A 23,544-nucleotide genomic window follows, 5' to 3' on the forward strand; every position below is an offset into this window, starting at 1 on the left:
GCTTTTTTAATAAATAATGAAATTGACACTTTTTCCTTCTTCAGGAATAAATATCTTAATACTGTAATATCCAGCAACAGGCGGTATAGACATTGGAATAGTAAATTCCGAAGCAGAAGAATAATCTCCTTGCTTAACCAGAATACCCAAACTATTAAATATCTTCACAGCTAATTGTTTAGCAGATTTCAACTCTACTTTAATAATCATGTTACCATCTCGGGAAGGATTAGGAGAAACCTGAATTTTCTTAAATAATGAGTTATTCTGAAGTGCATTATAATCTTCGGCACTGAGAACTGACAAGTTTTTGACCGTCTCACATCCAAGTTTATTTTTTATTTTCAGTCCGTAATTTCCTATTCCGTTTAGAAAATAAGGTGCTGCAGTTGTGTTCTGACCATTTGGACTTGTTAACACATACTGGAAAGAACTGGTATTTAAATCCAACTCAATTGGCGTGCCCTGCCAAAGATAATTTGTATCAATATTCTGATTAACAACCCCCTGTAAGTCAAAAGTCCTTACAATATCACTGTAACCTTGTTTCTTAAGGATAAGCTTATAGTGGTCAGGATTAAGATTGTTAAATATTATTTGATTATTTGTTCCCTGCAAATTATTCGCAATCATCTGGCTTGTAGTAAGGCTTTCCAAAGAATATTCGAAAGGTAAAATATTTCCCGGTACAGAAATTTTGACCAGATTATTTCCTAAATCCTCACAAGTACTTACCATTTGAATATTAATGTTACTTTGGATATCATCTAAACTAAATGTAAAATAGTCATTACCATCTTTATTGATGTCCCATAAGACATCTTTAAAAACATAAAGCGTATCATTTATTTTTTTCCCTGTAATATCTGTTGATATATCATTCTGATAATCTGTTTCATTTTGAAATAACCTTAGTTTAATAAAATTCCCTTGAGCTTGGGGAGGTAATACAGCATACATATTAGTTTTCATAATCTGATTATCTATAGCCTTATTCTGGACTTTCCAAACTCTTAACATATCTCTTTTAGGATGCTGCGAAAGTAAATCTGCATCTTTAAATTCTAGATTTTGATTATTATCTCCCCATATCAGAAAATTCCCATTTTCAATAGTTCCAGTGTTAAAATTATTGGTCAGTTTTAAACTGTCAATTGCCATAGCTAATTTATCATCATTAGAGTTTTTAGATTGTTTTTGATACAATTCAAAAGCGTCGTCCCTTCCAATCCCTGTTATTCTGAAATTATAATTTTTATTTTTTTTTGAATCCCATAATATATGATCATCTGAAGAGATATAATTTTTCTCAGATATATCATTGATCATAATTCCATACTTTATAGCCAAATAAGTTTCAATCTTTTGAGCTTCTGCTTCTGACAAATTTTTATCAAAAACCAACACTTCCGGGATCAGTACTTTTTTATCCGCTCTTTTATTAAAAAAAACAATGGGATTAATTCTTCTATTAACATCTTTTTTAGTAAATGTCAATATTTTAGCGTTTATTTCCTGATTTGTGATTTTTAAAGAATCAGGAAAATCTGCAATTCCAAGAGTACTTATGATTGAGCTGCCTATTTTGGCATAAACTTTATTATCCGTTCCTCCAAATTTATTTCCAACCATAAACAATGTAGGTTGATTTAAACTTGTATTAAGCTTTTTAAAAAAAATTATCGAAGGATTATCTTTAATGAGATGATAATTCATAAGACGATCTTGTAAAGTATCTGTTTGCAAAACCTGCTGTTTCACATTATTTTTCCTAAAAGCAAGTCCAGAGACAGGTCCAAACATTATCGTTTGAGAAAATAAAAAAAGACCTATGAAAACAAATAGAAATGTAAATGCATTTTTCATAAAATGGTGTTAGTTTAAGGGTATTAATTTAATAACATGTCAAAATTTCATTAACTGAAAATAAATTAATATTCATTATTTCATCATATTATTTTAAGTGTGCAAAACTAATAAAATGACAACATCAAACAATATTTTTATTTTAATTTTTTAATAAATTTTAAGACTATTATGCAAACAATCAATTAACAAAATGGAAAACATAATATTTTTCACAAACATTTAATGAAAAATAACCAATACAAACAGGAAATAAAATTAATTTCTTGTTTGTAAAAAAAGTGAAAATTCAGATATTAATAAACAATTATAATTGATTCAAATTATTTATTGTAAAAGTATTCTACCCTTACGACAGAACTTGTCGTAATACGATCAATGAGAGTTATAATTTTTGTATAATTTGACTCAATCGAACCAAATCATCTATAAAGGTGTTTGAAGATACGCTCGCCTTGGTCACCAAAAGCCAAATGGCGCCACTTTAAGACAAGTGGCGCCATTTTTTTATTCCATTGTGAAGACTTCCCCTTTTTCAAACAGTTGATAAATATAGCCTTTAATTGATCAAAAACTCTTTAGCATATAGCCATGGGCTGGTTTCAAAAGATCCTTATTACATTCCTAATCATAATACTTTCATAAATACTATATCTTGACACAGCATTATCTGTTTCAATCAGGTAAAAGGCTGCCTTTAGGACAGCCTCTTTTATCTTATAAAGGTCTTCACACATCAATTGATCCTTAAGTACTAAGGTTTCCTCTAGACTCACCTATCCTTTCCCCCATCATTCCTGTAGGGTCTAGTTAACAGGATCATTCCATGTATAGGCAATGGTGACATGGTGATTTCTACCAATGGATCTACCGATAGCCAGAAGCTTCTTTGTGAATCATAATATCGTGCTCCATAATAATACCATCCTGTTTGAGAATCAAATTTTTTGCCGTTGTATTTATAAGGATTATTATACTCATTATTGGATAATTCCATCATTGGTTCTCCGAATTGCATGTATTCATACCAGTTTGTGATTTTAAATACGCTATTTGTTAGCACTGAAGAGCTTCCTAAGTGATCCGGATGTATCCAGTACATTTCTGAACTCAGGATTTCCGGAATTGTCTGTCCTGTTAAACACCCATCAGGATTACTGTTGGTGATTTCATCCAGAAATGCACAGAACTTCCACTGCTGTTCAGCACATCACTATATTTGTTCAACAAGCTCTTATAGCAGGAATCTTTCTCAGGATCCTGAGAAAAATCATTAATCAGCTGCTCAACGACATAGGCACAATCCGGATCGTTCACTAAGGTATTAGACGGAGAGGCATATGTCCCCTGTGTATCTGCGTTGGGAACCCAGACAATCTGCGGATACTGGGCCTGAATAGCAATACCTTTTTCGTTCTTCAAAAACTAAACTTCTATCAAACCCGCTCTTTCATAAATTCCACAATTTCATCATTTTGAAGCTTCGGATTAGCTCCCGAATAACTCGCCACCAAAGCACCAACCGCACTTGCAAAATCCAGTGCTGTTTCGGGGTTTTTATCTGATAGCAACTGGGTGATTAAACTCGCCAGAAACGAATCCCCTGCTCCAACCGTGTCGACCACTTTCACAGGGTAGCCACCATGTTTGTAAAATTTATTGTTCCAAAGTAATATTGAGCCATGTTTTCCCAATGTGACACAAACAGAACTTGTATTTGTTTTTTCTGAAATGAAACGGATGTTTTCTTCAATATCATCTGATTTAAAACCCAACTCACAGGCAATTTCAAGGATTTCTTCATCGTTAAATTTAATGAAATCAGATTTGTTCATTAATTGTTCCAGAAGCTCAATATGGTAGAAAGGCTTTCTCAGATTCACATCAAAAACCTTAAACATTTCAGGGTTGGAATCCAGTAGCCTGAAAAGCGTGTTTCTTGAAGCATCATTCCTGCAGACAAGGCTTCCGTAAAAAAAGACATCGGCATTTTTAACGACATTCAAAGTATCATTATTGATTTCAATAAAATCCCAGGCAGACGGAAATTTGATTTCATAAGTTGCGGAACCACGTTCATTCAATGTTACCTGGACAATACCTGTATCATAATTCTGGGTTGTCATAATTCCGCTGGTATCAAGTTGATTTTCTCTAACGTAGTCACAAATTACTTTTCCATCCTCATCATTACCAACAGCACTTATCATCGCTACCGGAAATCCGAAAGACGCCGTTCTGAGTGCCAGATTGAGCGGAGCACCGCCGATTTTCTTTTCTCCACCAAAGACATCGAAGAGAACTTCTCCGTAACTTACTGCATTTATTTTTTTATTAAGAAACATTAATTAAGGATTTTTAACATTAATATTGTTGAATGAACTGTCCGAAGTACCAAAAATACTCCATTTTTTGTTTACAACATTATACACACGATTGCTGAACGCTAATTTATCATTCACATACACTACACAAACATCATTGCTGATGAAAACCGTTACGTTATAATTGGTTCCTGAAATTCCAGACAAAGGATAAGCATTGGCAAAATCCTCACTCCCGCCATTCATTACATAACTTGCCATTCTGTTGGAAGAAGGTTCAAATGAAATTTTAAAACTATTCTTCCCATCATTATCCTGCGCTAAAATCAATCCTGATTTTCCGTTAACAGAAGCGTTCAACGTAAAGCTGATCTGATTGGCTTTCTGGAGCTTCCCGAACATTACCTGGGAATTCGCGGAAAGATTAAAACTATTCCCGTTCTGAGAAGCATTACCTGTAATCTTATCTACTGATAATACAGCATTTTGACCAAATACAGATTGTAATCCTAAAACAGGTTTCACAGCCAGTGTTCCGTCCGAATTCTGAACCAGTCTGTGAGTAACAATATTTCCTGCCCAATCTTTTCCACCGGTATTATTTTCAGGAGTTTTTCTTGCGGTCCATCCTACCAGATAACGGTTTGTATTATCCGAAACCGTTTTAGCCGCATAGAGATAAGAGCCGTCGAGACGGTCATTCTGAGGTGTGGTCCAGGGTCCGTTTGGCGATGTGGAAATTCGGTAATGCGTTCCGGTATTGCTGCTCCAGTTTTCAGAAAAAACAAGATACCAATAATTGCCCATTTTGAAAAGGTCCGGACATTCCAGCATAATATAATTTTCGGAAGAACTGGTAGTATAAATCGGATTTTCTACAGTCCAGTTTCCGGTTGCCGGATTGGTGGTGGTAAATTTCAGCACAACTGCTTTCTTGTCAGAGGTCTGAGCAGAAACCAGCATCCAATATTTTCCGTCTTCAAAATTAAAGAAAACGTGTGGGTCACGGAATTCATAATCATAATACCCTGCCGGAGCAGTGATTTTAAAATTCTTGATCTTCGTCCAGCTTTTCATATCCGTACTTGTTGCCAACAAAACACTCTCCCGTGGATTACCTGAAAGAAATGAAGCTACTTCATTATGACCCGTATAATAGTAATAATAAATATTTCCAACCTTTACAAGGCTTCCCGTTCCCACTCCGAAATCGGCTTCTGATGAAGTTCCGTAAGGAATCTGTCTTCCCTGATAAGTAAAATCTGTAAAATTACTGGTCTCGAAGCTGTGAATATCGTGAAATCCTTCTCCTGCAGGTTTTGTTTTTGCATCGTGAAGAAAGAAAAGATGGAACTTCCCGTTTTCATAATAAGGCATTACGTCTCCTGCATAACCTTCTGTATAATAAGGATTATTCTCTCCCATCCATCGGTTGGGTGGCTGAGGAAAGATATTGGTTTTGCTGTAAATATCTTCCGAATTAACCTCCGTATCCGAATCGTGATTCTGACAGGAGAATGTTGCCAGCGAAAGTACAGCTGCTACATATATATTTTTAATTGACATTGGTTCTGATATTAATGGGTTACAAGATAATTGAGACTGTTCTCCGTCATCTTTTTGATGTTATCCTGAAACGAGTTGGGCTGGCTTGGGTTTCCGTTCACTGTTTCATTGTACCAGTCGTAGGCCCCCGTACAGATGACCATACATTTTTTGTTGGCAGTTCCGCCGGGAAATTCAGCAATAGCGACACGTCCGTCCAAAGTATTGTCCCAAGCCTCGCTGGCAAGATTATTACCACCTGTCTGGTTTCTCCATCCGGCACCATTTACATATCCACCCCAATCCGGAAGGAACCACCAGGCTGTATGATTCAGACGGAATGTACCTTTCTCAAGCAGATTGGCTTTCCCGGATTCGTAAGTCTGAAGACCATCGAAAACAGGATGATTCTCATTTCCTTTGAAAGAGATTCCCCAATCACTTCCTGTATCTATAAATCCGTTCGGAAGAAAATCTCCGAAAACATTATTCGGTCCTTTTCCTGCGGGAACTATTTCCAACGCGTCAACATATTGTGCAGCAAAGCTTGTGAGCAAAATATTTCCTCCGCCATTAAGATAGGTTTTGATTTTGGAAGTTACATTCGTATTCAGCGCATCGCCCGGCAGAGCGGTAGCCGAGTCAAAATGCCACCAGATCACATTAATTCCCGTAAGATTGGCTGCACCACTTGCGACATCAGCAATCGAAACATATACTGCCCCTGAATATTTTCCGAAAAGCCAGTCAGAAGCTGCAATCTCATCCGGATTTGTCAATCCAGTTCTTGTAGCAGCCGTTCCAAGGAATGCAACGGACGGTCCTGAAACAGGCGTTGTTACTTTAGCAGTATACACTTCTGTAATACTGCCATTAGAAACAGTAAACAAAACAGGACTGGTAAAGTTAAGAGTCGTTCCCGATGCAGGATTGATGCTGACGCTGTTTCCTGTTTCTATTACCGGCTGCAATGCGGTAAGATTTGTTCCCTCCGGCATTGTAAGAGAAATGGTTTTGCCCGAATTATTGATAGTAGCAGATAATCCATTGATCTTAAAGTTGATAACAGGATCCTGAGCTTTTACAGTTACCTGATAATCTTTGTAGATATTGCCATTTTTCACTTTGAATTTAACCGGCTGTGAAAAATCAAGCGTTGCTCCTGATGCCGGAGAAACTACTGCTCCCTGCGGAATTTCAATAACCGGAACCAATGTCTTAACGCTTGTCCCGTAAGGAAGTGTGATTGTGATTTTATCATTCTTATGATCAATTTCCCCTGAAACACCATTCACCCTGAAAGAAGAAATATTGACCGAAACATCCGTAACAAGTCCATCTTCATTACTGTTATCACAAGACATTATAATTACTGCTGAAAGTAATACCATTATAACCAACTGCAAATTTTTAAATATACTTTTCATATTTTAATATTTTTAGTAGCCATTATTTTGTTTATAAACCCCTTGGCTGAAATTGATCTGAGCCAAAGGAATCGGGCAATATTCTTCAATTCCGTGGTCAAATCCTGCCTGAGAATAGTAAGATCTTTTTGTTTTTTCACCGGAATAATAGGTATTCATCGTTCCTGCTGTAATACCCCATCTCACAAGGTCGAAGAAACGGCTTCCTTCCATTGCAAATTCCATTCTTCTCTCCCATCGCAATGCTTTCCTTGCAAAATCCTGGTTCCAGGTACAGTTCACGCCCGGCTCATACTTGCTGATCAGATTGTTCGTGGTATAACTTCCGGTCAAAACCGTACTGTTCGCCGCACGCTGTCTCACCTGATTGATTAATGGCAATGCTTCGTTGATTTGTCCAAGTTCAATTAAGGCTTCGGCCTTCATCAGCAAAACATCAGAATATCTTATGATGATTCTATTTTTGGAATTACCGTAGAAAGGGTCTACATTCACGGTACAGCCACATCCTACAGGTACATTTTCCTTCAATGAAGAATAATAACCATAAGTTCCAGGGCTTCTGCTCCAGCTTTCCTGAAAAATTTTATTTTCTTCATATTTCCAGGGCAGTCCAGGCAAGGCAACCGTATGGTAAAGCCTAGGATCCACTTTATAATTGTTGAGCTGATTGTAATTCAAATCTGTATCATTAAAAGTATCAAACATCGGTAATCCCTGAGGCGTCGTTTTGAATGCGTTCACCAGATTCTGGCTTGGTTTATGAAAATCGCAGCATCCCAAACCTTGTGGCAGAGAAAGAACATCACCGTAATTGAGCCTTCCGAAAAGCGTTCCGTCATTGTCAGAATATTGAATGGAAAAAACTGCCTCCGGGCCGTTCTCATGTGTTCCCGGTAGGAAATTGTACCCGAAATCAGGCTCCAGCGTGTAATTTCCGATCACTTGATTGGCAGCATCAATAGATTTCTGAAGCGTAACCGGATTTACCTGCGTTACCGTATAGTTATCATCCTGCTCATACGCCTGATACAGTCTTACTTTAGCAAGATAAGCATAAGCTGCACTTTTCTTGGGTCTTCCCACTTCCGACTGTGTTGCAGGCAGATTAGCCGCTGCAAATTCAAAATTAGAAGCAATAGCTTCCCAAAGTTGCTGGTCGGTTTTTGCTCTGTTGGAGATTTTCGGATAATCATCAATGGGTGTATTTTCATCGACATAAGGCACGTATTTAAATAACGTTTTCAGTAAAAAGTAGTAATGTCCTCTTACGAAACTCATCTCGGCAATCCGCTTTTGCTTGTTTGGGTATTCGGAGTCTGAAAGCTGCTTAAGTGCGGCAATCGCTTTATTACATCTGGAAATCCCTACATAATTGAGATACCATAATCTGTCTAACTCACCAAAATCTGAACGGATATTATTTGAAATTTCAAAAAAGTGAAAAGTCTGGATATCATTGGTTCCGCTTCCTCCTTTGTACGCATCATCAGAACGGACGTTTCCATAAGGCCAAAGACTGAAAGGGGTATCATAGTGGTCATTTCCGAGAGATGCATAGGCCGCAACCACAAAACCATCCACATTCTGAGGTGTTACCACATCAGCTTCCGACAAAACACCTCTTGGTTCAGTGTCCAGAAAATCGTTGCAGGAAGTAGTTCCAAGCAAAAAGGCAAAAGCTATTGTAAAAAGTATATTCTTTTTCATTTTTTATTATTTAAAAATTATAAGGAAAAATTAACTCCAAAATTAAACGTCAGCGGTAACGGATAACCGAATGCCGGCGTTTCAGGATCTATTCCTGTAAAGCTTTTGGATTTTATCGTCCAAAGATTCTGAACACTTGCATACATTCTGAAATTAACAATGTTATAATGCTCCATCAGAGATTTCGGGAATGTGTAGCCCAACTGTAGAACCCTCAGCTTCAGATAACTTCCGCTTTCCACATAGTATGATGAGAATCTGGATTCTGCATTGCCATCCACTGTCGTAAGCGCAGGAATATCCGAATTCGGATTCTGAGGTGACCATGCATTCAGAAGTCTTGTTCCTTTATTGGAACCTACATCATCCACGCTCCAGAAATCAGTCTGGTATTTTTTTGAATTGATTACATCTACATCGCTGATGCCTTGCCAGAATGTTGAAAGATCAAAGTTTTTATATGAAAAGTTGAGATTGACACCATACATAAATCCCGGATTCGGATTGCCAATCCACGTTCTGTCTTTGTCGTCAATCATTCCATCACCATTTAAATCTGCATAGCGGATTCTTCCCAAGCCTTTACCTGACTGACTTGCAGAATTATCCACCTCTGCCTGAGTCCTGAAAAGTCCGTCGGCAACATAACCGTACATTGAGTTTACCGGACGCCCAAGAATATTATCCGTTGTTCCGTTTCCGCCATAATTGTTGATAACGGATTGCGGAAGTTCAGTAATTTTGTTGCGGTTCATCGAGATATTCCCTGAAACTTCGTAACGGAAACCACCTGCGGTTTCATTCTGATAAGACAATGTAACTTCAATCCCTTTGTTTTCCATAGAAGCACCATTGATCCATCGATCTCCTCCTTCTCCGATCACACCAAGATAAGGTGGCAATACAAGAATGTCTTTTGTTGCTTTTTTATACACATCGACACTCCCTGTCAGTTTTTGATTAAAAAATCCGAAATCCAGACCGAGATTGGTCTGCGTGGTGGTTTCCCATCTCAGGTCATCATTTTTTGTCTGAGTTGCGATAAATCCTGATGGCAGTAATCCGCTTCCGACACCGGAAATATCGTAAGCCGTACCGTAAGATGTTGCCCAAGTTGGATTTCCTCCCGCATAATTTGCTATATAAAGCGAATACACCGCGGAATTACTGATTTCCTGATTCCCGGTCTGCCCCCAACCCGCTCTTAATCGCAAATCTGAGAAAAACGGAATCAGATTTTCTGCAAAATGTTCCTTATTGATTCTCCATCCTGCCGAGAATGCAGGGAAAGTCCCGAAACGGTTATTTTTACCGAATCTTGAAGAGCCGTCATAACGCATTGTTGCAGAGAAAAGATAACGGTTGTCATAATCATAAGAGAATTTTCCGAAGTAGGACAACAGGCTGTAATAGGTGGAACTTCCTCCATTGAAAGCATCCCCTGTTCCTGCATCGGGATACATATAATCCGGTGTTTCTATCAGGAATCCTTCTTTTCTCAACCAGGTATTTTTATACGTATCCTTGTACATTTCCATTCCACCCAAAACATCAAAATGATGTTTTCCTGCTTTTGCGGTGTATTGTGCGGTATTGGACCACGTCCATTTTTCGGTGTCTGACTGGTCGATGTTTACTGCATTGGTTTTGTTTTGCAGGTAACCTGAAACATAGCTTCTTTGCAACATTCTTTTGTAATAATTGGAAAGATCTATTCCAAAGCTGGATTTTAAAGTCAGATTTTTTATAGGCTGTAATTCTGCATAAACATTTCCGAAGAATCTTTGGTATTGGTAGCCGTTGTCTTTATTATATTCTAAAAGTCTGACAGGGTTTTGCCTGTCATTCATTCCGCCAACCGGTCCTCCCCACCCGATTCCGTCCACAGTATGAACCGGAATAATGGGCAAAGCACGTAAAGCAGGATCCAAAACGCCCGGATCCATCAGTTCATTGGTTTTATTGAAGGTGAAATTCTCCCCGATTTTCAACTTTCCGTCGAAAAAGTTATAAGAGGTATTAACCCGGGCAGACAATCTTTTGAAATTGGTAAGTTTCACGATTCCATCATTGTCATAATACCCCATAGAGAAAAAGTAAGAACCTTTATCCGAAGCGCTTGAAGCAGAAACATCCAGCGAATTGGCAACCCCGGTCTGCGAAACCTCATCATACCAGTTGGTATTGGCTGATTTAATCGTTTTTCCGGCATCCAGGTATTCCGGAACATAGCTGTTGTATAAAGTCGGAATACCGTTCTGTACCCCCCAGTCAAAACTGTAGCTTAGATTGTTGCTATTCGGGTTCAGTCCGTCATTGATGTTGGCCTGCCAAAGCACCTGTCCGAATTGTTTTGCATTCAGAACTTCTGTTTTCTTTGCATATTGTGAATATGCTGTATAATAATTGAGATCGATTCTCATCTTCCCTTTTTTTCCTTTTTTGGTCGTGATGATGATCACACCATTAGCCGCTCTGGAACCGTATATACTTGCTGAAGAAGCATCTTTCAGTACCTGCATCGATTCGATGTCACTTGGATTAAGCTCGTGCATTCCGGCTTTTGTGGGAACACCGTCTATTACGTACAGAGGATCTGTATTGTTCAGCGTTCCAACCCCGCGAATCAGCACTTTTGTGTTACTGCCGGAAGGAGATCCGTCAGCTTCAATGTTAACACCCGCTACCCTCCCCTGTAAAGATTTGATCGGATTGGGTTCGGTTTGCTTGTTCAGGTCTTTCATATCTACCACAGAAACCGCACCGGTAATGTCTGCTTTTTTCTGTTTGGTATACCCGGTTACGATCACCTCATCTATACCTTTTATTTTCTCTGCAGCTAAAACAATGTTAAGGACTGTTTTTCCATCCACCACGACTTCACGGGTGGAATAATCCGGATACGTGAAAACTAAAGTGTTTCCTTTTTGCAGGTCGTTGATCTGAAATGCACCGCTATTGTCTGTGGTGGTATTGGCTCCGGTTTCCGAAACGGTTACGATAACCCCACTTAACGGTTTCTGATTTGAGGAAACTACTTTACCTTTAATGACTTCCTGCGCAAACACATACGAAAAAGGCAGAAGGCAAAAGGCGATGGCTATTTTATATTTCTTCATACTATAGTTTTTATTTGATATTAATCTGATGAGCATTGAAGTTCACCGTACTTCCTTTGGTATCTGTAAATAAGCTCAGTTCCGAGAAGCTTTCATTCGGGAAAAAGATTTCGGTCATTACCTTTTGGCCTTTATTGAAGAAAATTTCGATGGAAGTTTTGTCCAATACAATTTTGAACGTTGCGTTTTGATAGTTTTCTGCTAATGGAGCTTTTGAGATCCTGTCTGCAAAATTGTTCTTAAAATCGGTTTTGCCGGATTGGGTACGGTCAATAAACAATTCCTGCTTGTTATTATCAATTCCGAAAATTACACGTTCTCCCAATGAATTTTTCAAAGCAAAAGTGTAAATCCCTTTGGTCATTTTTTTGAGATCAACATCTAAAACTGCTTTGGAAAGGTCTATTTCTCCTTTGCTGATAAGTTTTTTATCCGAAACAAGGTTAATTTCTTTTTTAACTGTCTTTCCTTCGTAATTTTTAAGTTGGGAAACAGGGATATTTTTCAGAGTGTAACCTTCTTTGGTCCTTTCCAATGTTACTTCACGAGGAATAGTGGAACTTCCTCTCCATTTTTCTGTAGGCACATTCGGTGAATAGTCCCAGTTTGACATCCAACCTATTATTACTCTTTTGTTATCCGGAACGTTATCAAACGAGACACTCGCATAATTATCGCGTCCCCAATCCAGCCAGACTACTTTTTCTTTTTCAAGCTGCTTTGTAAAAGCATCATCCATTTTGAAAGTTTTTCCGTCAAAATCACCTACAAAATACTGGGCTGCAGAACCTCCGTTTGGCCCACCCGGATTGATGTTAACGATAAGCACCCATTTTTCTTCATTGGTTCCTTCTACCTTTACCGGGAAAAGATCTGGACATTCCCAAACACCACCGTGTCCGCCGAAATCTTTACCAAATTCTGAAAGGAATGTCCAGTCTTTCAGGTTTTTTGAGGCATAAAAATGCTGTCTATCCTGTACCGCCAATCCCATTACCCATTGTTTTCTTTTCGCATCCCAAAAAACTTTCGGATCCCTGAAATCTTTTATTCCGGGATTTTTCAATACCGGATTGTTACTGTATTTGGTCCAGGTTTTTCCATTATCCAAAGAATAAGCGATTGCCTGAGACTGCGTATCAATTTCTCCGGCTTTCTCTTTCTTCATATCATGGTAGGTAAAAATTGCTACCAACGGAACATTTTTTCCATCTCCAAAACCTGATGTATTATCCTTATCTACAACTGCACTTCCTGAGAATATTGCACCCTTCTCGTCATAGGCAATTGCAGGAGCCAATTCTTCCCATTTTATAAGATCTTTACTGATGGCGTGCCCCCAATGCATCTTACCAAAATCCGGCACGCTCTGAAACGGTGTATGCTGGAAAAATAAATGATAAGTTCCGTTAAGATAAAAGAGACCGTTCGGATCATTCATCCAGCCTTTTTGAGGAGTGAAGTGATAATTGGGCCTGTAAAGTTGCTCTTCAGACGTTTTCGAGTCCGACTGTGCGTTGAGCCCGGAACAAAACGTGGAAGCCATTATTAAAGTCGATATGATTTTCTTCATTATGATTATTTAATAGGAAATTTTCGAATTATTTAAAAATTTTAGAGGTGTTCTTCGCCATGATTATATTAGTTTGTAAATCTACTTCGTCAGTGTTTTGCTTAATTTTTCCAGTGATATTCCTTTGGTTTCCGGCATCATAAACATTACGAATAATAATTGGAATACCATTGCAACGGTAAAGACCAAAAATACGGTCCCGGCTCCGATGGTAGAAAATAATGTAGGAATTAGTGATGGAATGATTGCTGCCAGAAGCCAGTGTGTGGAACTACCGAAAGCCTGTCCCGATGCCCGCAGATGGTTTGGAAAAATCTCTGAAATAAACACCCAAATTACCGTTCCCTGACCAATAGCGTGAGAAGCAATGAAGAGGAACAAGAAAATAGGAATCGCCAATCCTGACCAATGAAAATAAAACGCCATAGAAACCAATCCTAAAGAAATGATGTAACCTACGGAACCCAAATACATCAATGTTCTTCTTCCTACTTTATCAATAAGGTTGACTCCAACCAAAGTAAAAACCATATTAACAACACCAATTCCTATACTGCTGAGAAGTGCTGTTTTCTCACCCAATCCTGCTTCGCCAAAAATTCTTGGTGCATAATACAGGAACGCGTTGATCCCCGACATCTGATTAAAAAAAGCTACTAGAAAAGCCAACATCAGCGGAAAACGGTATTTTTTCATAAAGATATTTTCCTTTGGCGATTCTGCGTGGTCATCTTTCATCTGGGTGATCAAGGTGTCAGAATCCTGATCGGGACTTAGGATTTTCATCACTTTTTTCGCTTCTTCTATTCTAGATTGCGAAACCAGCCATCTCGGACTTTCCGGAATAGTAAACACACATAATGTATAGATTGCTGCGGGAATTGCCTGCACACCAAGCATCCATCTCCAGTCATTATCGCCGATACCGCTTAGTAAATAATTTGATAAAAATGCAATCAGAATTCCCAGAACAATATTGAACTGATACAGGGAAACCATTCTGCCACGATCTTTTGCAGGGGCAATCTCTGAAATATAGGCCGGTGCAGCAATCGTAGAAGCACCAACGCCCAAACCACCTATAAACCTGAAAAATGCAAACAGATAAGGATCATTGGAAAGCGCCGTTCCTATAGCAGAAAACGCATATAAGACACCAATGATCAAGAGCGTTTTTTTCCGTCCTAATGTATTGGTCGGGATTCCGCCGAAAATAGCGCCTATCACTGTACCCCACAATGCCATACCCATTACGACTGCTCCGTGAAATGCATCTGAGCTATTCCAGAGCGTCTGCAACTTTTTGTCTGCGCCGGAAATCACGACTACATCAAACCCGAAAAGAAATCCTGCCAAAGCTGCCGTGATAGACCACATAAGAATTTTATTCATCTGTTAAAATATTTATTTGTTTGTGGCTAATATATCCCCGGGCGGCAATCCGAAGGTCTAATTATGTAACTAAATATTTCGTCAAGGTTAACTATTTGTTAATTAATTACAATTAACTGAAAATCAATAATTTATTTAAAAATAATTTTATTAAAGTTTCATCAGGTTACAAAAATGTAACATTGTTTTATAAAAATGTTACGTATGTTTTGGTGTTTTTATGATTTAAGAACAACTAATGTCATGAAAATTTTAACCAAAAAACGAATCAAGCTATATGGTTTTTAGCTCAGGAACTTTTAGGAATTATAAATCGTTCAGAAAGCTGTTTATTAGTTTAGATGAAGGTATGTTGTTGAGAAAGTATAATAAAAAAAGCAGCAGTTTGATTTACTGCTGCTCAATATTGTAAAAAATATTAGATGTGAGGATTGATTTTAAATATAAATTGAAGCTCCATATTTTATCACTTTAATGTTATATTCAAATATTTAATCATTTGATTTCGTAGTATTATCACTCCTTCCCCGCAGACTTTCTAAAGGCATTCGGGGATATACCAAACTTATTCTTGAAAACAGTAGAGAAATAATTCGGGGAAGAAAAACCGGTTTTGTATGCAATTTCCGAAATTGTCAGTTCAGGATTTTGAAGCATAGATTTGGCCTGTTCAAGACGGAAATTGTTGATATAATCGCTAACGTTTACATCAAACATTGCTTTAATCTTTCTATACAACTGAATTCTGGAAATATTGAGCAGGTCTGCAAGATTCTCTACTGAAAAATCGGCATTATCGATATTGGTTTTGATGAGATTGTTCAGATTGTTCACAAATTTCTGTTCTATATTTCCAAACGATTTGCTATCCAAAATTCTGCCAATATTATTTGTATAATAATAACGTAGCTTTTCACGGTTGTAAAGCAGCGTATGTAGTGATTGTATCAGAATCGGGTAACTGAAAGGTTTCGTGAGATAAAGGTCAACGCCGGATTTCAAGCCTTGAAGATAAGATTCTTTATTATCAAGAGCTGTCAGAAGAATGACCGGAATATGTGATGTACGAAGATCATTTTTAAGAATTTCACAGATTTCAAAACCATTTTTGCCTGGAAGATTAACGTCACAGACGATAATATCAGGAATTTCATTCAGTGCCCTATCAATTGCATCATTCCCATCAGAAACCGTCACCTTAAACTCATTCTGAAGCTTTTTGCTTAAAAAGAAGGACAAATCCAAATTATCCTCCACCAAAAGAAGCGAGTAGCGTTCGCCCTGAGATTCCTCATGTTGGATATTAATCTCGTCTTCCAATCCATTTAAAATAGCATCGTTTGTCAGGCTTTCGGCATCTGCGAGACTAGGTTCTTTTACCATTTGGTCTTCGTTGAAATGCTTGTTTCCCTTATAAAGACTGATGATAAACTCCGTTCCCTGAAAAGAGTTCACCTCTATCTTCCCAAGATGGAGCTCAATGAACTGTCTGCTAAGATGAAGCCCAATTCCTGAACTGTTTTTTCTATTGTTGGAGCCTTTGAAATACGCTTCAAAAACATTGCTGATTTCTTTTTCAGGGATTCCGATTCCATTATCTTTGAAGCTGATCACCGCCTGATTTCCTTTTTCCTGAATCGTGATTTCAATCTTTCCATTATCTGGTGTAAATTTGAAAGCATTGGACAAAAGATTGAAATAGACTTTATCCATCAGGTTTCTGTCGATGTAAAGCTCAAGATTTTTATTCTGTGAATGAATTTCGAATTTGATATTTCTTTTCTTAGCTTCATTTTCAAAATCACGAAAAATTGAGTAAGTAAAATCATAAATATTCGTCTTGGAAACTCTTAGGTTAAAAGTTTGATTTTCTATTTTTCTAAAATCCAACAAGTTATCCACCAATCGTAATAATCTGTTGGAATTTTTATTGATCAGCTCCAGCTCATAGGATGGTTTTGTACCTTTGGTTTTGCCAAAATCCATTAAAGACTCCAATGAACTGAGAATAAGCGTAATGGGTGTTTTAAATTCATGAGATATTCCCGTAAAGAAATTAACCCTCGCTTCATTGCTGTCTTTCAACTCATTGGCAATGGTTTCAATCTGATTTCTTTGAATAGTAATTCTCTCGTTGGTAAGTGTAAGCTGCTTATTTTTTATCTTTATTGCATAAATAAGGTGAATCGAATAGGCAACCAGGCAAAACATCAACACTAACAATATAATAGACCATCGGAATAATTCTTTTTGCGAAGAATATAGCTCGACCTGTTTTTTAACCGCCTGTACCTGATTTTCTATAACGCCTTGCTGCTCAATAATTTTATCAAACTGATTGCGCATAATTTCCGCATTCATCCGGTCAATGATCGTTGTGCTGAGTTTAATGCGTTTCGGAACAGCAACACCATTATAAATCTTAATCGCCGTCTCGATCGCTTCTGCTCCACCAGTCGGATACAATAAAGTGGCATTCAGTTTTCCATCCAAAACCATCTGGATTCCGCCGTCTTTTGTATTCAGGCCGTCAACGCCGATAAATTTGATTTGATTTTCCAAACCTGTATTTCGTGCAACCTGCCATGCATTGGTGGCAAGCTCATCATTAAAGGCAAAAACATACAGACTTTGATTTCCTAAGGAATCCAATGATTTCCTGAAAGCATCAGCCGGAAGACCTTTAAATGTTTTTATCAGATCTGTGTTGGGGCTATTTCTGATGATTTCCTGAAAGCCAAGACTTCTTTCTATGGTTGGGGAAGATTGGTCATCACCTCTTATTTCGATTACTTTTTTATAATTTTTGGAATCTGAAAGAATGTAATTGGCCGCTTCTTTCCCAATCTCCACGTTGTCTGCACCGATATAAGTCGTATATTTTTCTGAATTGATCTTTCTGTCGAGCAAAATAACCGGAATATTTTTAGTAGCTGCTTTTTCCACTACCGAAACCAGGGATTGCGGATCAATGGGTGAAATGATAATCACATCCACCTTACCATCAATCATTTTTTGGATATCCTGAACCTGCTTGCTGACAGAACTTTCTGCTTTCTGTATATTCAACTCTACTTCGGAATGAAGCGATGCCTGTATCTCCATAGAGTGGTTCATTGCCAATCTCCAGGGATGATTGCCCAATCCCTGCGAAAACCCGATAGTAATTTTATCTGAAGCTTTCTGCGGTTTTTTACAAGAAAAAAAAACAAGGAAAAACAGAAGGAATAATATCCTGTAGGCTTTAAGAAAACTGAAAAATTTTAATAATTTTATTGGTAACATATTAACACAATATTAATGAAGATGTTGCAGACAGGCAATTTTTAATGATAGTATTTTGTATTAAATCTGCTCTATTCATTATATGTAATAAAAGACTAATAAGATCAATTGAAGACTGGCTATACCAAGATTGCCTTTGTAAAATGCTTAAAGTTAAATTGTACTAAAATTAGTCTACAAAAAAATTACTTGATAAAAATGAGCTTTACAAATTTTGTTTTAGTTGGCTTAAATGAAGCACGTATTTGAAGATACAGTTATCTTCCTCATAAATAAACAAATGACGCCATTTTTTTATTGAATTTCTTTTAGACTAATTTCTCTAAAGTCTTTAAAAAAAATTTCAAAATTAAACGTGTAAATAAAATGACTTTATATTACAATTTACTGGTCTAATACTACTTTATCTTTTTAAAGATATCAGACATCGCTTCTTTGTCAATACTTTCCATATCTATTAATTTCAGGGATTTTACCATTTTCAAGGTTGATGATTTATACTTCAAAAAATGTGGCGTTTGCAAATGAAACTGATATGCTTCTTTGTCCGCATAGATTTCTACAATTCTTATCTGAGTTGGATTTTCCTTTTGATACATCGGAAAAATTGCAATCACACCTTTCTCCAGCTTTACTGATGCTGAAGCTTCTTCTTTCAGAATAGAATTATATTCTTCTAAAAATTCAGGGATAATTTCAATTTCGGAAATCCGAATCATCATGTCGTTTTCAATAATCGGAACAAGCGGTTTTCCAATGATTTTTCGAGCTGTATTTGCCTGAGTTTTATTAACGGTTTCTTGAACCAAATCAGCCAATTGAGCTAATTGATTTTCAGTAATTCCTGTGTTTTTTCCCATATTGATATGCGATTGCAACTGTCCTTCTACTCCATCCAAAGAAGCAAGAGCAGAAATCGTCACGATTTCTCTTTGCTTATAAGTCAGCACATTGCTCACAAAAATATCGGCAAAAAGATGTTCTTTTAAAAAAGCGTCAACCCGTGGAGCAAACTCACCAAAACCTGGTGCTGGTTTGGTTTGTGGCATTTTTGTAAGTTCTTCAAGGGTTTTTCTGCCTTGTTCATATTTGTCTTCAACATTATTTTCGACAATGATTTTCTTTCCTTCGATATCATTAATACCTTTTGATTTTCTTTCGTCTAAAACTGATTTAAAAGTATTAATAGCATTCAGACTTCTCGGAAAACCACAGTACGCATACAATTGAACCAAGACTTCTTTAATTTCATTAATCGTCAAACCAGAATCCAATCCGGCATTCAACTGAAGTTTTAGACTTCCAAGATTTCCAGTTGTCGTGAGTGAAGAAATCTTTACCAAACTTTGTTCTTTAGCATTCAAATTTTGATTGGTTTTATTTTCTTGTGCATTCATTTTTGTTATACTTAATGTGAGAATAAAAAGAATTATCCATTGTAGAAACTTGTTTTTGCTCATCATTGAAAATTATTTTTTGTTGGCTTCAGCAAATTCTTCATCGGAAACAGCTTCCAGCCAAACATTTTGATTGGTCTGCGGATTTCCATTCGTTGCTAAATGCGAAAACCAGTTGTCAGCATTGGCACCGTGCCAATGCTCAACATTCGGAGCAATTTCTACGATATCTCCGGGTTTTAAACGACGTGCGGGTTTTCCTCTTTCCTGATATAAACCTTCGCCACCTACAACAATCAAAAGCTGTCCGCCTGTGTGGCTGTGCCAATTGTTACGACAACCCGGTTCAAATGTGACATTAGAAAGAGGAACATTTAAATCTTTATTGCTTGTAAGTGGCGCCAAATAGGACTTGCCAATAAAATACTGCGCATAAGCCGTGTTTTCTTCACCTGTCGGAAAATCACTTATTTTAGGAATATCTGTACTCATTTCGTTTGATTTTATTTTGTTTGAATTTACTTTATTTTGTGCGATTACAGTTGGACTAAACGCTAAAAGAATGATGATTAAATATTTCATTGTTTTACATTTAATTTATGCAATTGTTTTGATGATTTTTGCAGGAACTCCTCCCACCACAACATTGTCCGGAACATCTTTAGAAACGACCGCTCCGGCTGCAACTACAGCATTTTCTCCAATCGTAACTCCCGGTAAAATGGTTGCATTGGCTCCAATCCAAGCATTTTTCTTGATTAAAATGGATTTTCCAATTAATCCTTTTCTATGTTGAGGTTCTAAAGGATGATTTTCCGTTATCAGGTTTACTTTCGGGCCGATTAAAACATCGTCTTCAATGGTAAGTCCTCCTAGAGTCAGAAAAGTACAGTCGAAATTGATGAATACATTTTTACCAATATTGAGATTCTTTCCATAATTGATGTAAATAGGTGTAAACACCACTACATTCTCCAATTCTTTGCCGATAATTTGACTTAATATTTTTAAAATCTCATCCGGTTCTGTAGAATTATTTAATTCAATCAGTTGTTTCTTAACCTTATAAGAAGCTTCCAGCAATTTGTGAATTTCCGGATCGCCGGGCATTATTGTTTCACCATTTTTTAGTCTGGTAAAGATATCTTCGTTAAAACTCATTATTAAATATTTAAAGAAATAAAAAGGATGAATCCGCTTTTTAAAAAAGCAGATTCAGCTATTGCAATGTTCAATTATTTTAAATTGGTTCTGAAGAAATTATCCAGTTTTTCAAAAGGAATCACATCTACCTTGTCGTATAAGTCAACGTGAACCGCATTCGGAATAATCACCAATTCTTTCGGTTCCGCAGCCATTTTGTAAATGTCTTCTGAAAAATACCTTGAATGTGCATTTTCACCAGCAATTAAAAGAATAGGTCTCGGTGAAATTTCTTTGATGTAACTTAAAATGGGCATATTCATAAATGAAAGTGCGCTGGTCAATCTCCAACCTTTTGTTGAATTTACTGAACGCTCGTGAAAACCTCTTGGAGTTTTGTAATAATTAAAATAATCTTTTACAAATTGAGGCTCACTGCCAGTTAATTTTTCCGGAAGATGAGAAGATGGATATGCTTGTTCCCCGGTTTCTACATCTTTCCATCTTTGCAGATTCAGGTCTACGAGTTTTTTTGTTCGTTTCTCAAGTGTAACTACATCATTATATCCTTTAGAAATCACTCTTGTCATATCATACATACTCGTGGTCGCAACGGCTTTTATTCGCTTATCGATTGCAGTAGCATTCAGTGCCATTCCTCCAAATCCGCAAATTCCGATGATCCCGATCTTATTTCTGTCTACATTTTTCTGAAGTCCCAGGAAATCAACAGCTGCACTGAAATCTTCGGTATTGATGTCGGGTGAAGCTATATTTCTTGGTTCGCCACCACTTTCGCCTGTGTAAGAAGGGTCAAAAGCGATAACAGCAAAACCTCTTTCCGCCATTTGATTGGCATACAAACCTGAAGACTGCTCCTTCACCGCACCAAACGGTCCACTGATTGCCAACGCCGCCAGTTTTTCGTTTTCTGCATTTTTTGGAAGATATAAATCTCCGGAAAGTATGATTCCGTAACGGTTTTTAAAGGTAACTGCTTTTCGGGTAACTTTATCACTGAGTTGGAAAGTATAATGTTCGTTTTGTTCTGTTGCATTCATTTTTCCTGGATTTGATTTTTTATTCTGCGCAAATGCCTGTCCCATGAAAAGAAAGGACAGAGCCATCACTGTTGTTATTATTTTCATATCTGAATTTTGTTTTAAAAATTACTGATACAAAATTAGAAACAGCGTAGTTCTGACAGTTAATGATAATCAAACCAAAAATTAAGAAAATCAAACCTCAGTCAAACGAAATGCTTTTGGATTGGTTCCGGTTTGTTTTTTAAAGAAATTATTAAAATATGTCGGATAATCGAATCCCAATGCGAAAGCTATTTCTGAGATATTCCAGTCGGTGTGCTGCAGCAATGCTTTTGCTTCTGTGAGAATTCGTTCCGTAATATGAGTCGTTGTGGATTTTCCTGTAACTTCTTTCACGGCTCGATTGAGATAATTAACGTGAACATTCAAATTTTTTGCAAAATCCTGAGCTGATTTCAATTGCAGAGATTGGTCTGTAGTTTCGATGGGAAATTGTCTTTCCAACAGTTCCAGAAAAACGGACGATAATCTTGATGCTGCATTTTTGTTCTGGTCAAAATCTTCTGCAGGTTCTAATTTCAAAGATTCGTGGATAATTAAACTGATGTAATTGCGAATCAGCTCATCCTTGTAGACATAATCGCTTTTCTGCTCAGCAATCATTTTTTGAAAAATCGTATTGAGAAAGAGTCTCTGTTCTTCGGTAATTTTCAGAACGGGAGTTCCGCCAATTTTAAAGAAAGAAGATTGCTGGAGGCTTTCGGAACGTTCAGAATTCTTGAAAAATTCCTCAGAAAAAAGAATGGTATAGCCTTTATAAGTTGTTGAAATGGTTTCCCAGGAATACGGAATATGCGGATTTCCAAAAAAAAGCACCGTTCCTTCCTGCTCGAAACTTTTATCAGAATAATGAATTTTACTTTTCCCTGTCGTAAGGCAGATTTTATAAAATTCTTTTCTGCTGTAGACACGGGTTTCACTTCCATCCTGTTCAATCTGGAATGCACGGAAGCCTTTTAGTTTTAATTCAGTATTAAACTCCGAAACAACTCTTTTTAGCTTTTCTTTCATTTTTCAAAGTTAAGAAAATCAAACTAATCAGCTCTAAAATCATTACAGAAGTAAAACGTCAATAGAATTCTCTGTCGAAACAAAAAATTCTATCGCTTTAAAAAATCTTGAAAAGACTTAATACTTTACAATTTTGTATTATGAAATTGTTCTCGATTCAATCATTACGAAATACCCGATTCTTTCTTTAATCAGCCATTTCCCATTTTGGAAATTTTACAAATGTTTCACGCAGGAAATAAAACAATTCCTAGTCTAATTGCCAATGGCGAAGTGGTATGTGCAAGTGCTGTTTCAAGTGGACCTCTATTACTTTCCGAAAAAGAAAATCTTCCGAAAGAATTAACTGAAAACGAAATTTTTGAAATTATCAAAGCATTTGGTGATACCAGTAAGAAATTTTTCCCACGCGATCCGGAGACAAAATAAATGGTATCAATACCATTCATACTTTCTGCAAGCGTATCAGCATTGCTGAGCAGATCAATATAAACGTGCTCAATATGGATCTGTATTATTTGCTGAATTTGGATCTCTTGAGCCTGCTAAAACTGATGCTGACGAGCTAATTTATTAACCAAGAGAGATCCTACTCGATCATTTGCGCCAATGACCAATACTTTCATAAGTTTAATTTTTAAATAAT

The 23,544-nt window shown here is 37.1% G+C and carries 17 protein-coding genes; 1 reads left to right on the plus strand and 16 read right to left on the minus strand.

Translation table 11 applies throughout. The features are described from left to right. Nucleotides 1-6: 6 nt before the first annotated feature. The 16 genes from KYG33_RS06850 to KYG33_RS06930 form a co-directional block, all read right to left on the minus strand. Complete coding sequence (locus KYG33_RS06850) at nt 7-1,866, minus strand: hypothetical protein (protein WP_219072912.1); 1,860 nt, start codon at nt 1,864-1,866, stop codon at nt 7-9. A 772-nt stretch (nt 1,867-2,638) separates the two neighbouring features. Next, nucleotides 2,639-2,968 carry an RHS repeat domain-containing protein gene (locus KYG33_RS06855; RefSeq protein WP_257468947.1) on the minus strand — a complete coding sequence of 110 codons (330 nt, stop codon included), beginning with the start codon at nt 2,966-2,968 and terminating at the stop codon, nt 2,639-2,641. A gap of 35 nt (nt 2,969-3,003) precedes the next feature. Beyond that, complete coding sequence (locus tag KYG33_RS06860) at nt 3,004-3,288, minus strand: hypothetical protein (protein WP_180564073.1); 285 nt, start codon at nt 3,286-3,288, stop codon at nt 3,004-3,006. Nucleotides 3,289-3,302: 14 nt separating this feature from the next. Further along, the gene (locus KYG33_RS06865; protein ID WP_077418724.1) at nt 3,303-4,211 is read right to left on the minus strand and encodes a carbohydrate kinase family protein; all 909 of its coding nucleotides are present in this window, start codon (nt 4,209-4,211) and stop codon (nt 3,303-3,305) included. Between the two features lie 3 nt (nt 4,212-4,214). Further along, on the minus strand, nt 4,215-5,756 hold the full coding sequence (locus KYG33_RS06870; RefSeq protein WP_219072913.1) for a glycoside hydrolase family 32 protein: 1,542 nt from the start codon (nt 5,754-5,756) through the stop codon (nt 4,215-4,217). A gap of 11 nt (nt 5,757-5,767) precedes the next feature. Beyond that, complete coding sequence (locus KYG33_RS06875; RefSeq protein ID WP_219072914.1) at nt 5,768-7,162, minus strand: DUF4960 domain-containing protein; 1,395 nt, start codon at nt 7,160-7,162, stop codon at nt 5,768-5,770. Nucleotides 7,163-7,174: 12 nt separating this feature from the next. Then, nucleotides 7,175-8,872 carry a RagB/SusD family nutrient uptake outer membrane protein gene (locus tag KYG33_RS06880; RefSeq protein WP_219072915.1) on the minus strand — a complete coding sequence of 566 codons (1,698 nt, stop codon included), beginning with the start codon at nt 8,870-8,872 and terminating at the stop codon, nt 7,175-7,177. Nucleotides 8,873-8,889: 17 nt separating this feature from the next. Continuing rightward, nucleotides 8,890-11,991 carry a SusC/RagA family TonB-linked outer membrane protein gene (locus KYG33_RS06885; RefSeq protein ID WP_219072916.1) on the minus strand — a complete coding sequence of 1,034 codons (3,102 nt, stop codon included), beginning with the start codon at nt 11,989-11,991 and terminating at the stop codon, nt 8,890-8,892. Between the two features lie 10 nt (nt 11,992-12,001). Then, nucleotides 12,002-13,564, minus strand: coding sequence for a glycoside hydrolase family 32 protein (locus KYG33_RS06890; RefSeq protein WP_219072917.1), 1,563 nt, complete (start codon nt 13,562-13,564; stop codon nt 12,002-12,004). Between the two features lie 81 nt (nt 13,565-13,645). After that, nucleotides 13,646-14,956, minus strand: a complete 1,311-nt coding sequence (locus tag KYG33_RS06895) for a sugar porter family MFS transporter (protein ID WP_077418719.1) — start codon at nt 14,954-14,956, stop codon at nt 13,646-13,648. Nucleotides 14,957-15,472: 516 nt separating this feature from the next. Further along, nucleotides 15,473-18,241, minus strand: coding sequence for a substrate-binding domain-containing protein (locus tag KYG33_RS06900; RefSeq protein ID WP_219072918.1), 2,769 nt, complete (start codon nt 18,239-18,241; stop codon nt 15,473-15,475). Between the two features lie 398 nt (nt 18,242-18,639). Next, entirely contained in the window at nt 18,640-19,638 is a 999-nt protein-coding gene (locus tag KYG33_RS22470) for a carboxymuconolactone decarboxylase family protein (RefSeq protein ID WP_257468948.1), read from the minus strand. Nucleotides 19,639-19,710: 72 nt separating this feature from the next. After that, nucleotides 19,711-20,220, minus strand: coding sequence for a cupin domain-containing protein (locus KYG33_RS06915; RefSeq protein ID WP_180564081.1), 510 nt, complete (start codon nt 20,218-20,220; stop codon nt 19,711-19,713). Between the two features lie 15 nt (nt 20,221-20,235). After that, entirely contained in the window at nt 20,236-20,799 is a 564-nt protein-coding gene (locus KYG33_RS06920) for a DapH/DapD/GlmU-related protein (RefSeq protein ID WP_180564082.1), read from the minus strand. A 74-nt stretch (nt 20,800-20,873) separates the two neighbouring features. Further along, nucleotides 20,874-21,929 carry an alpha/beta hydrolase gene (locus KYG33_RS06925; RefSeq protein WP_219072919.1) on the minus strand — a complete coding sequence of 352 codons (1,056 nt, stop codon included), beginning with the start codon at nt 21,927-21,929 and terminating at the stop codon, nt 20,874-20,876. Nucleotides 21,930-22,019: 90 nt separating this feature from the next. Further along, complete coding sequence (locus tag KYG33_RS06930) at nt 22,020-22,898, minus strand: helix-turn-helix domain-containing protein (RefSeq protein WP_077418713.1); 879 nt, start codon at nt 22,896-22,898, stop codon at nt 22,020-22,022. Between the two features lie 222 nt (nt 22,899-23,120). Here KYG33_RS06930 and KYG33_RS06935 point away from each other — a divergent pair, with 222 nt between their 5' ends. Next, a complete protein-coding gene (locus tag KYG33_RS06935) occupies nt 23,121-23,327 on the plus strand; it encodes a hypothetical protein (protein ID WP_077418712.1) in 207 nt (68 codons plus the stop codon). Nucleotides 23,328-23,544: the final 217 nt, after the last annotated feature.

It is taken from the genome of Chryseobacterium sp. D764 (assembly GCF_019317325.1).
Lineage (GTDB): Bacteria > Bacteroidota > Bacteroidia > Flavobacteriales > Weeksellaceae > Chryseobacterium.

Excerpts from the sequence above, each read along its gene's own strand:
- KYG33_RS06895 (WP_077418719.1), bottom strand. The coding sequence starts at position 14,956 with ATGAATAAAATTCTTATGTGGTCTATCACGGCAGCTTTGGCAGGATTT.
- KYG33_RS06930 (WP_077418713.1), bottom strand. The coding sequence starts at position 22,898 with ATGAAAGAAAAGCTAAAAAGAGTTGTTTCGGAGTTTAATACTGAATTA.
- KYG33_RS06925 (WP_219072919.1), bottom strand. The coding sequence starts at position 21,929 with ATGAAAATAATAACAACAGTGATGGCTCTGTCCTTTCTTTTCATGGGA.
- KYG33_RS06885 (WP_219072916.1), bottom strand. The coding sequence starts at position 11,991 with ATGAAGAAATATAAAATAGCCATCGCCTTTTGCCTTCTGCCTTTTTCG.
- KYG33_RS06850 (WP_219072912.1), bottom strand. The coding sequence starts at position 1,866 with ATGAAAAATGCATTTACATTTCTATTTGTTTTCATAGGTCTTTTTTTA.
- KYG33_RS06875 (WP_219072914.1), bottom strand. The coding sequence starts at position 7,162 with ATGAAAAGTATATTTAAAAATTTGCAGTTGGTTATAATGGTATTACTT.
- KYG33_RS06935 (WP_077418712.1), top strand. The coding sequence starts at position 23,121 with ATGTTTCACGCAGGAAATAAAACAATTCCTAGTCTAATTGCCAATGGC.
- KYG33_RS06855 (WP_257468947.1), bottom strand. The coding sequence starts at position 2,968 with ATGTACTGGATACATCCGGATCACTTAGGAAGCTCTTCAGTGCTAACA.
- KYG33_RS06900 (WP_219072918.1), bottom strand. The coding sequence starts at position 18,241 with ATGTTACCAATAAAATTATTAAAATTTTTCAGTTTTCTTAAAGCCTAC.
- KYG33_RS06890 (WP_219072917.1), bottom strand. The coding sequence starts at position 13,564 with ATGAAGAAAATCATATCGACTTTAATAATGGCTTCCACGTTTTGTTCC.
- KYG33_RS22470 (WP_257468948.1), bottom strand. The coding sequence starts at position 19,638 with ATGAATGCACAAGAAAATAAAACCAATCAAAATTTGAATGCTAAAGAA.
- KYG33_RS06865 (WP_077418724.1), bottom strand. The coding sequence starts at position 4,211 with ATGTTTCTTAATAAAAAAATAAATGCAGTAAGTTACGGAGAAGTTCTC.
- KYG33_RS06920 (WP_180564082.1), bottom strand. The coding sequence starts at position 20,799 with ATGAGTTTTAACGAAGATATCTTTACCAGACTAAAAAATGGTGAAACA.
- KYG33_RS06870 (WP_219072913.1), bottom strand. The coding sequence starts at position 5,756 with ATGTCAATTAAAAATATATATGTAGCAGCTGTACTTTCGCTGGCAACA.
- KYG33_RS06880 (WP_219072915.1), bottom strand. The coding sequence starts at position 8,872 with ATGAAAAAGAATATACTTTTTACAATAGCTTTTGCCTTTTTGCTTGGA.
- KYG33_RS06915 (WP_180564081.1), bottom strand. The coding sequence starts at position 20,220 with ATGAAATATTTAATCATCATTCTTTTAGCGTTTAGTCCAACTGTAATC.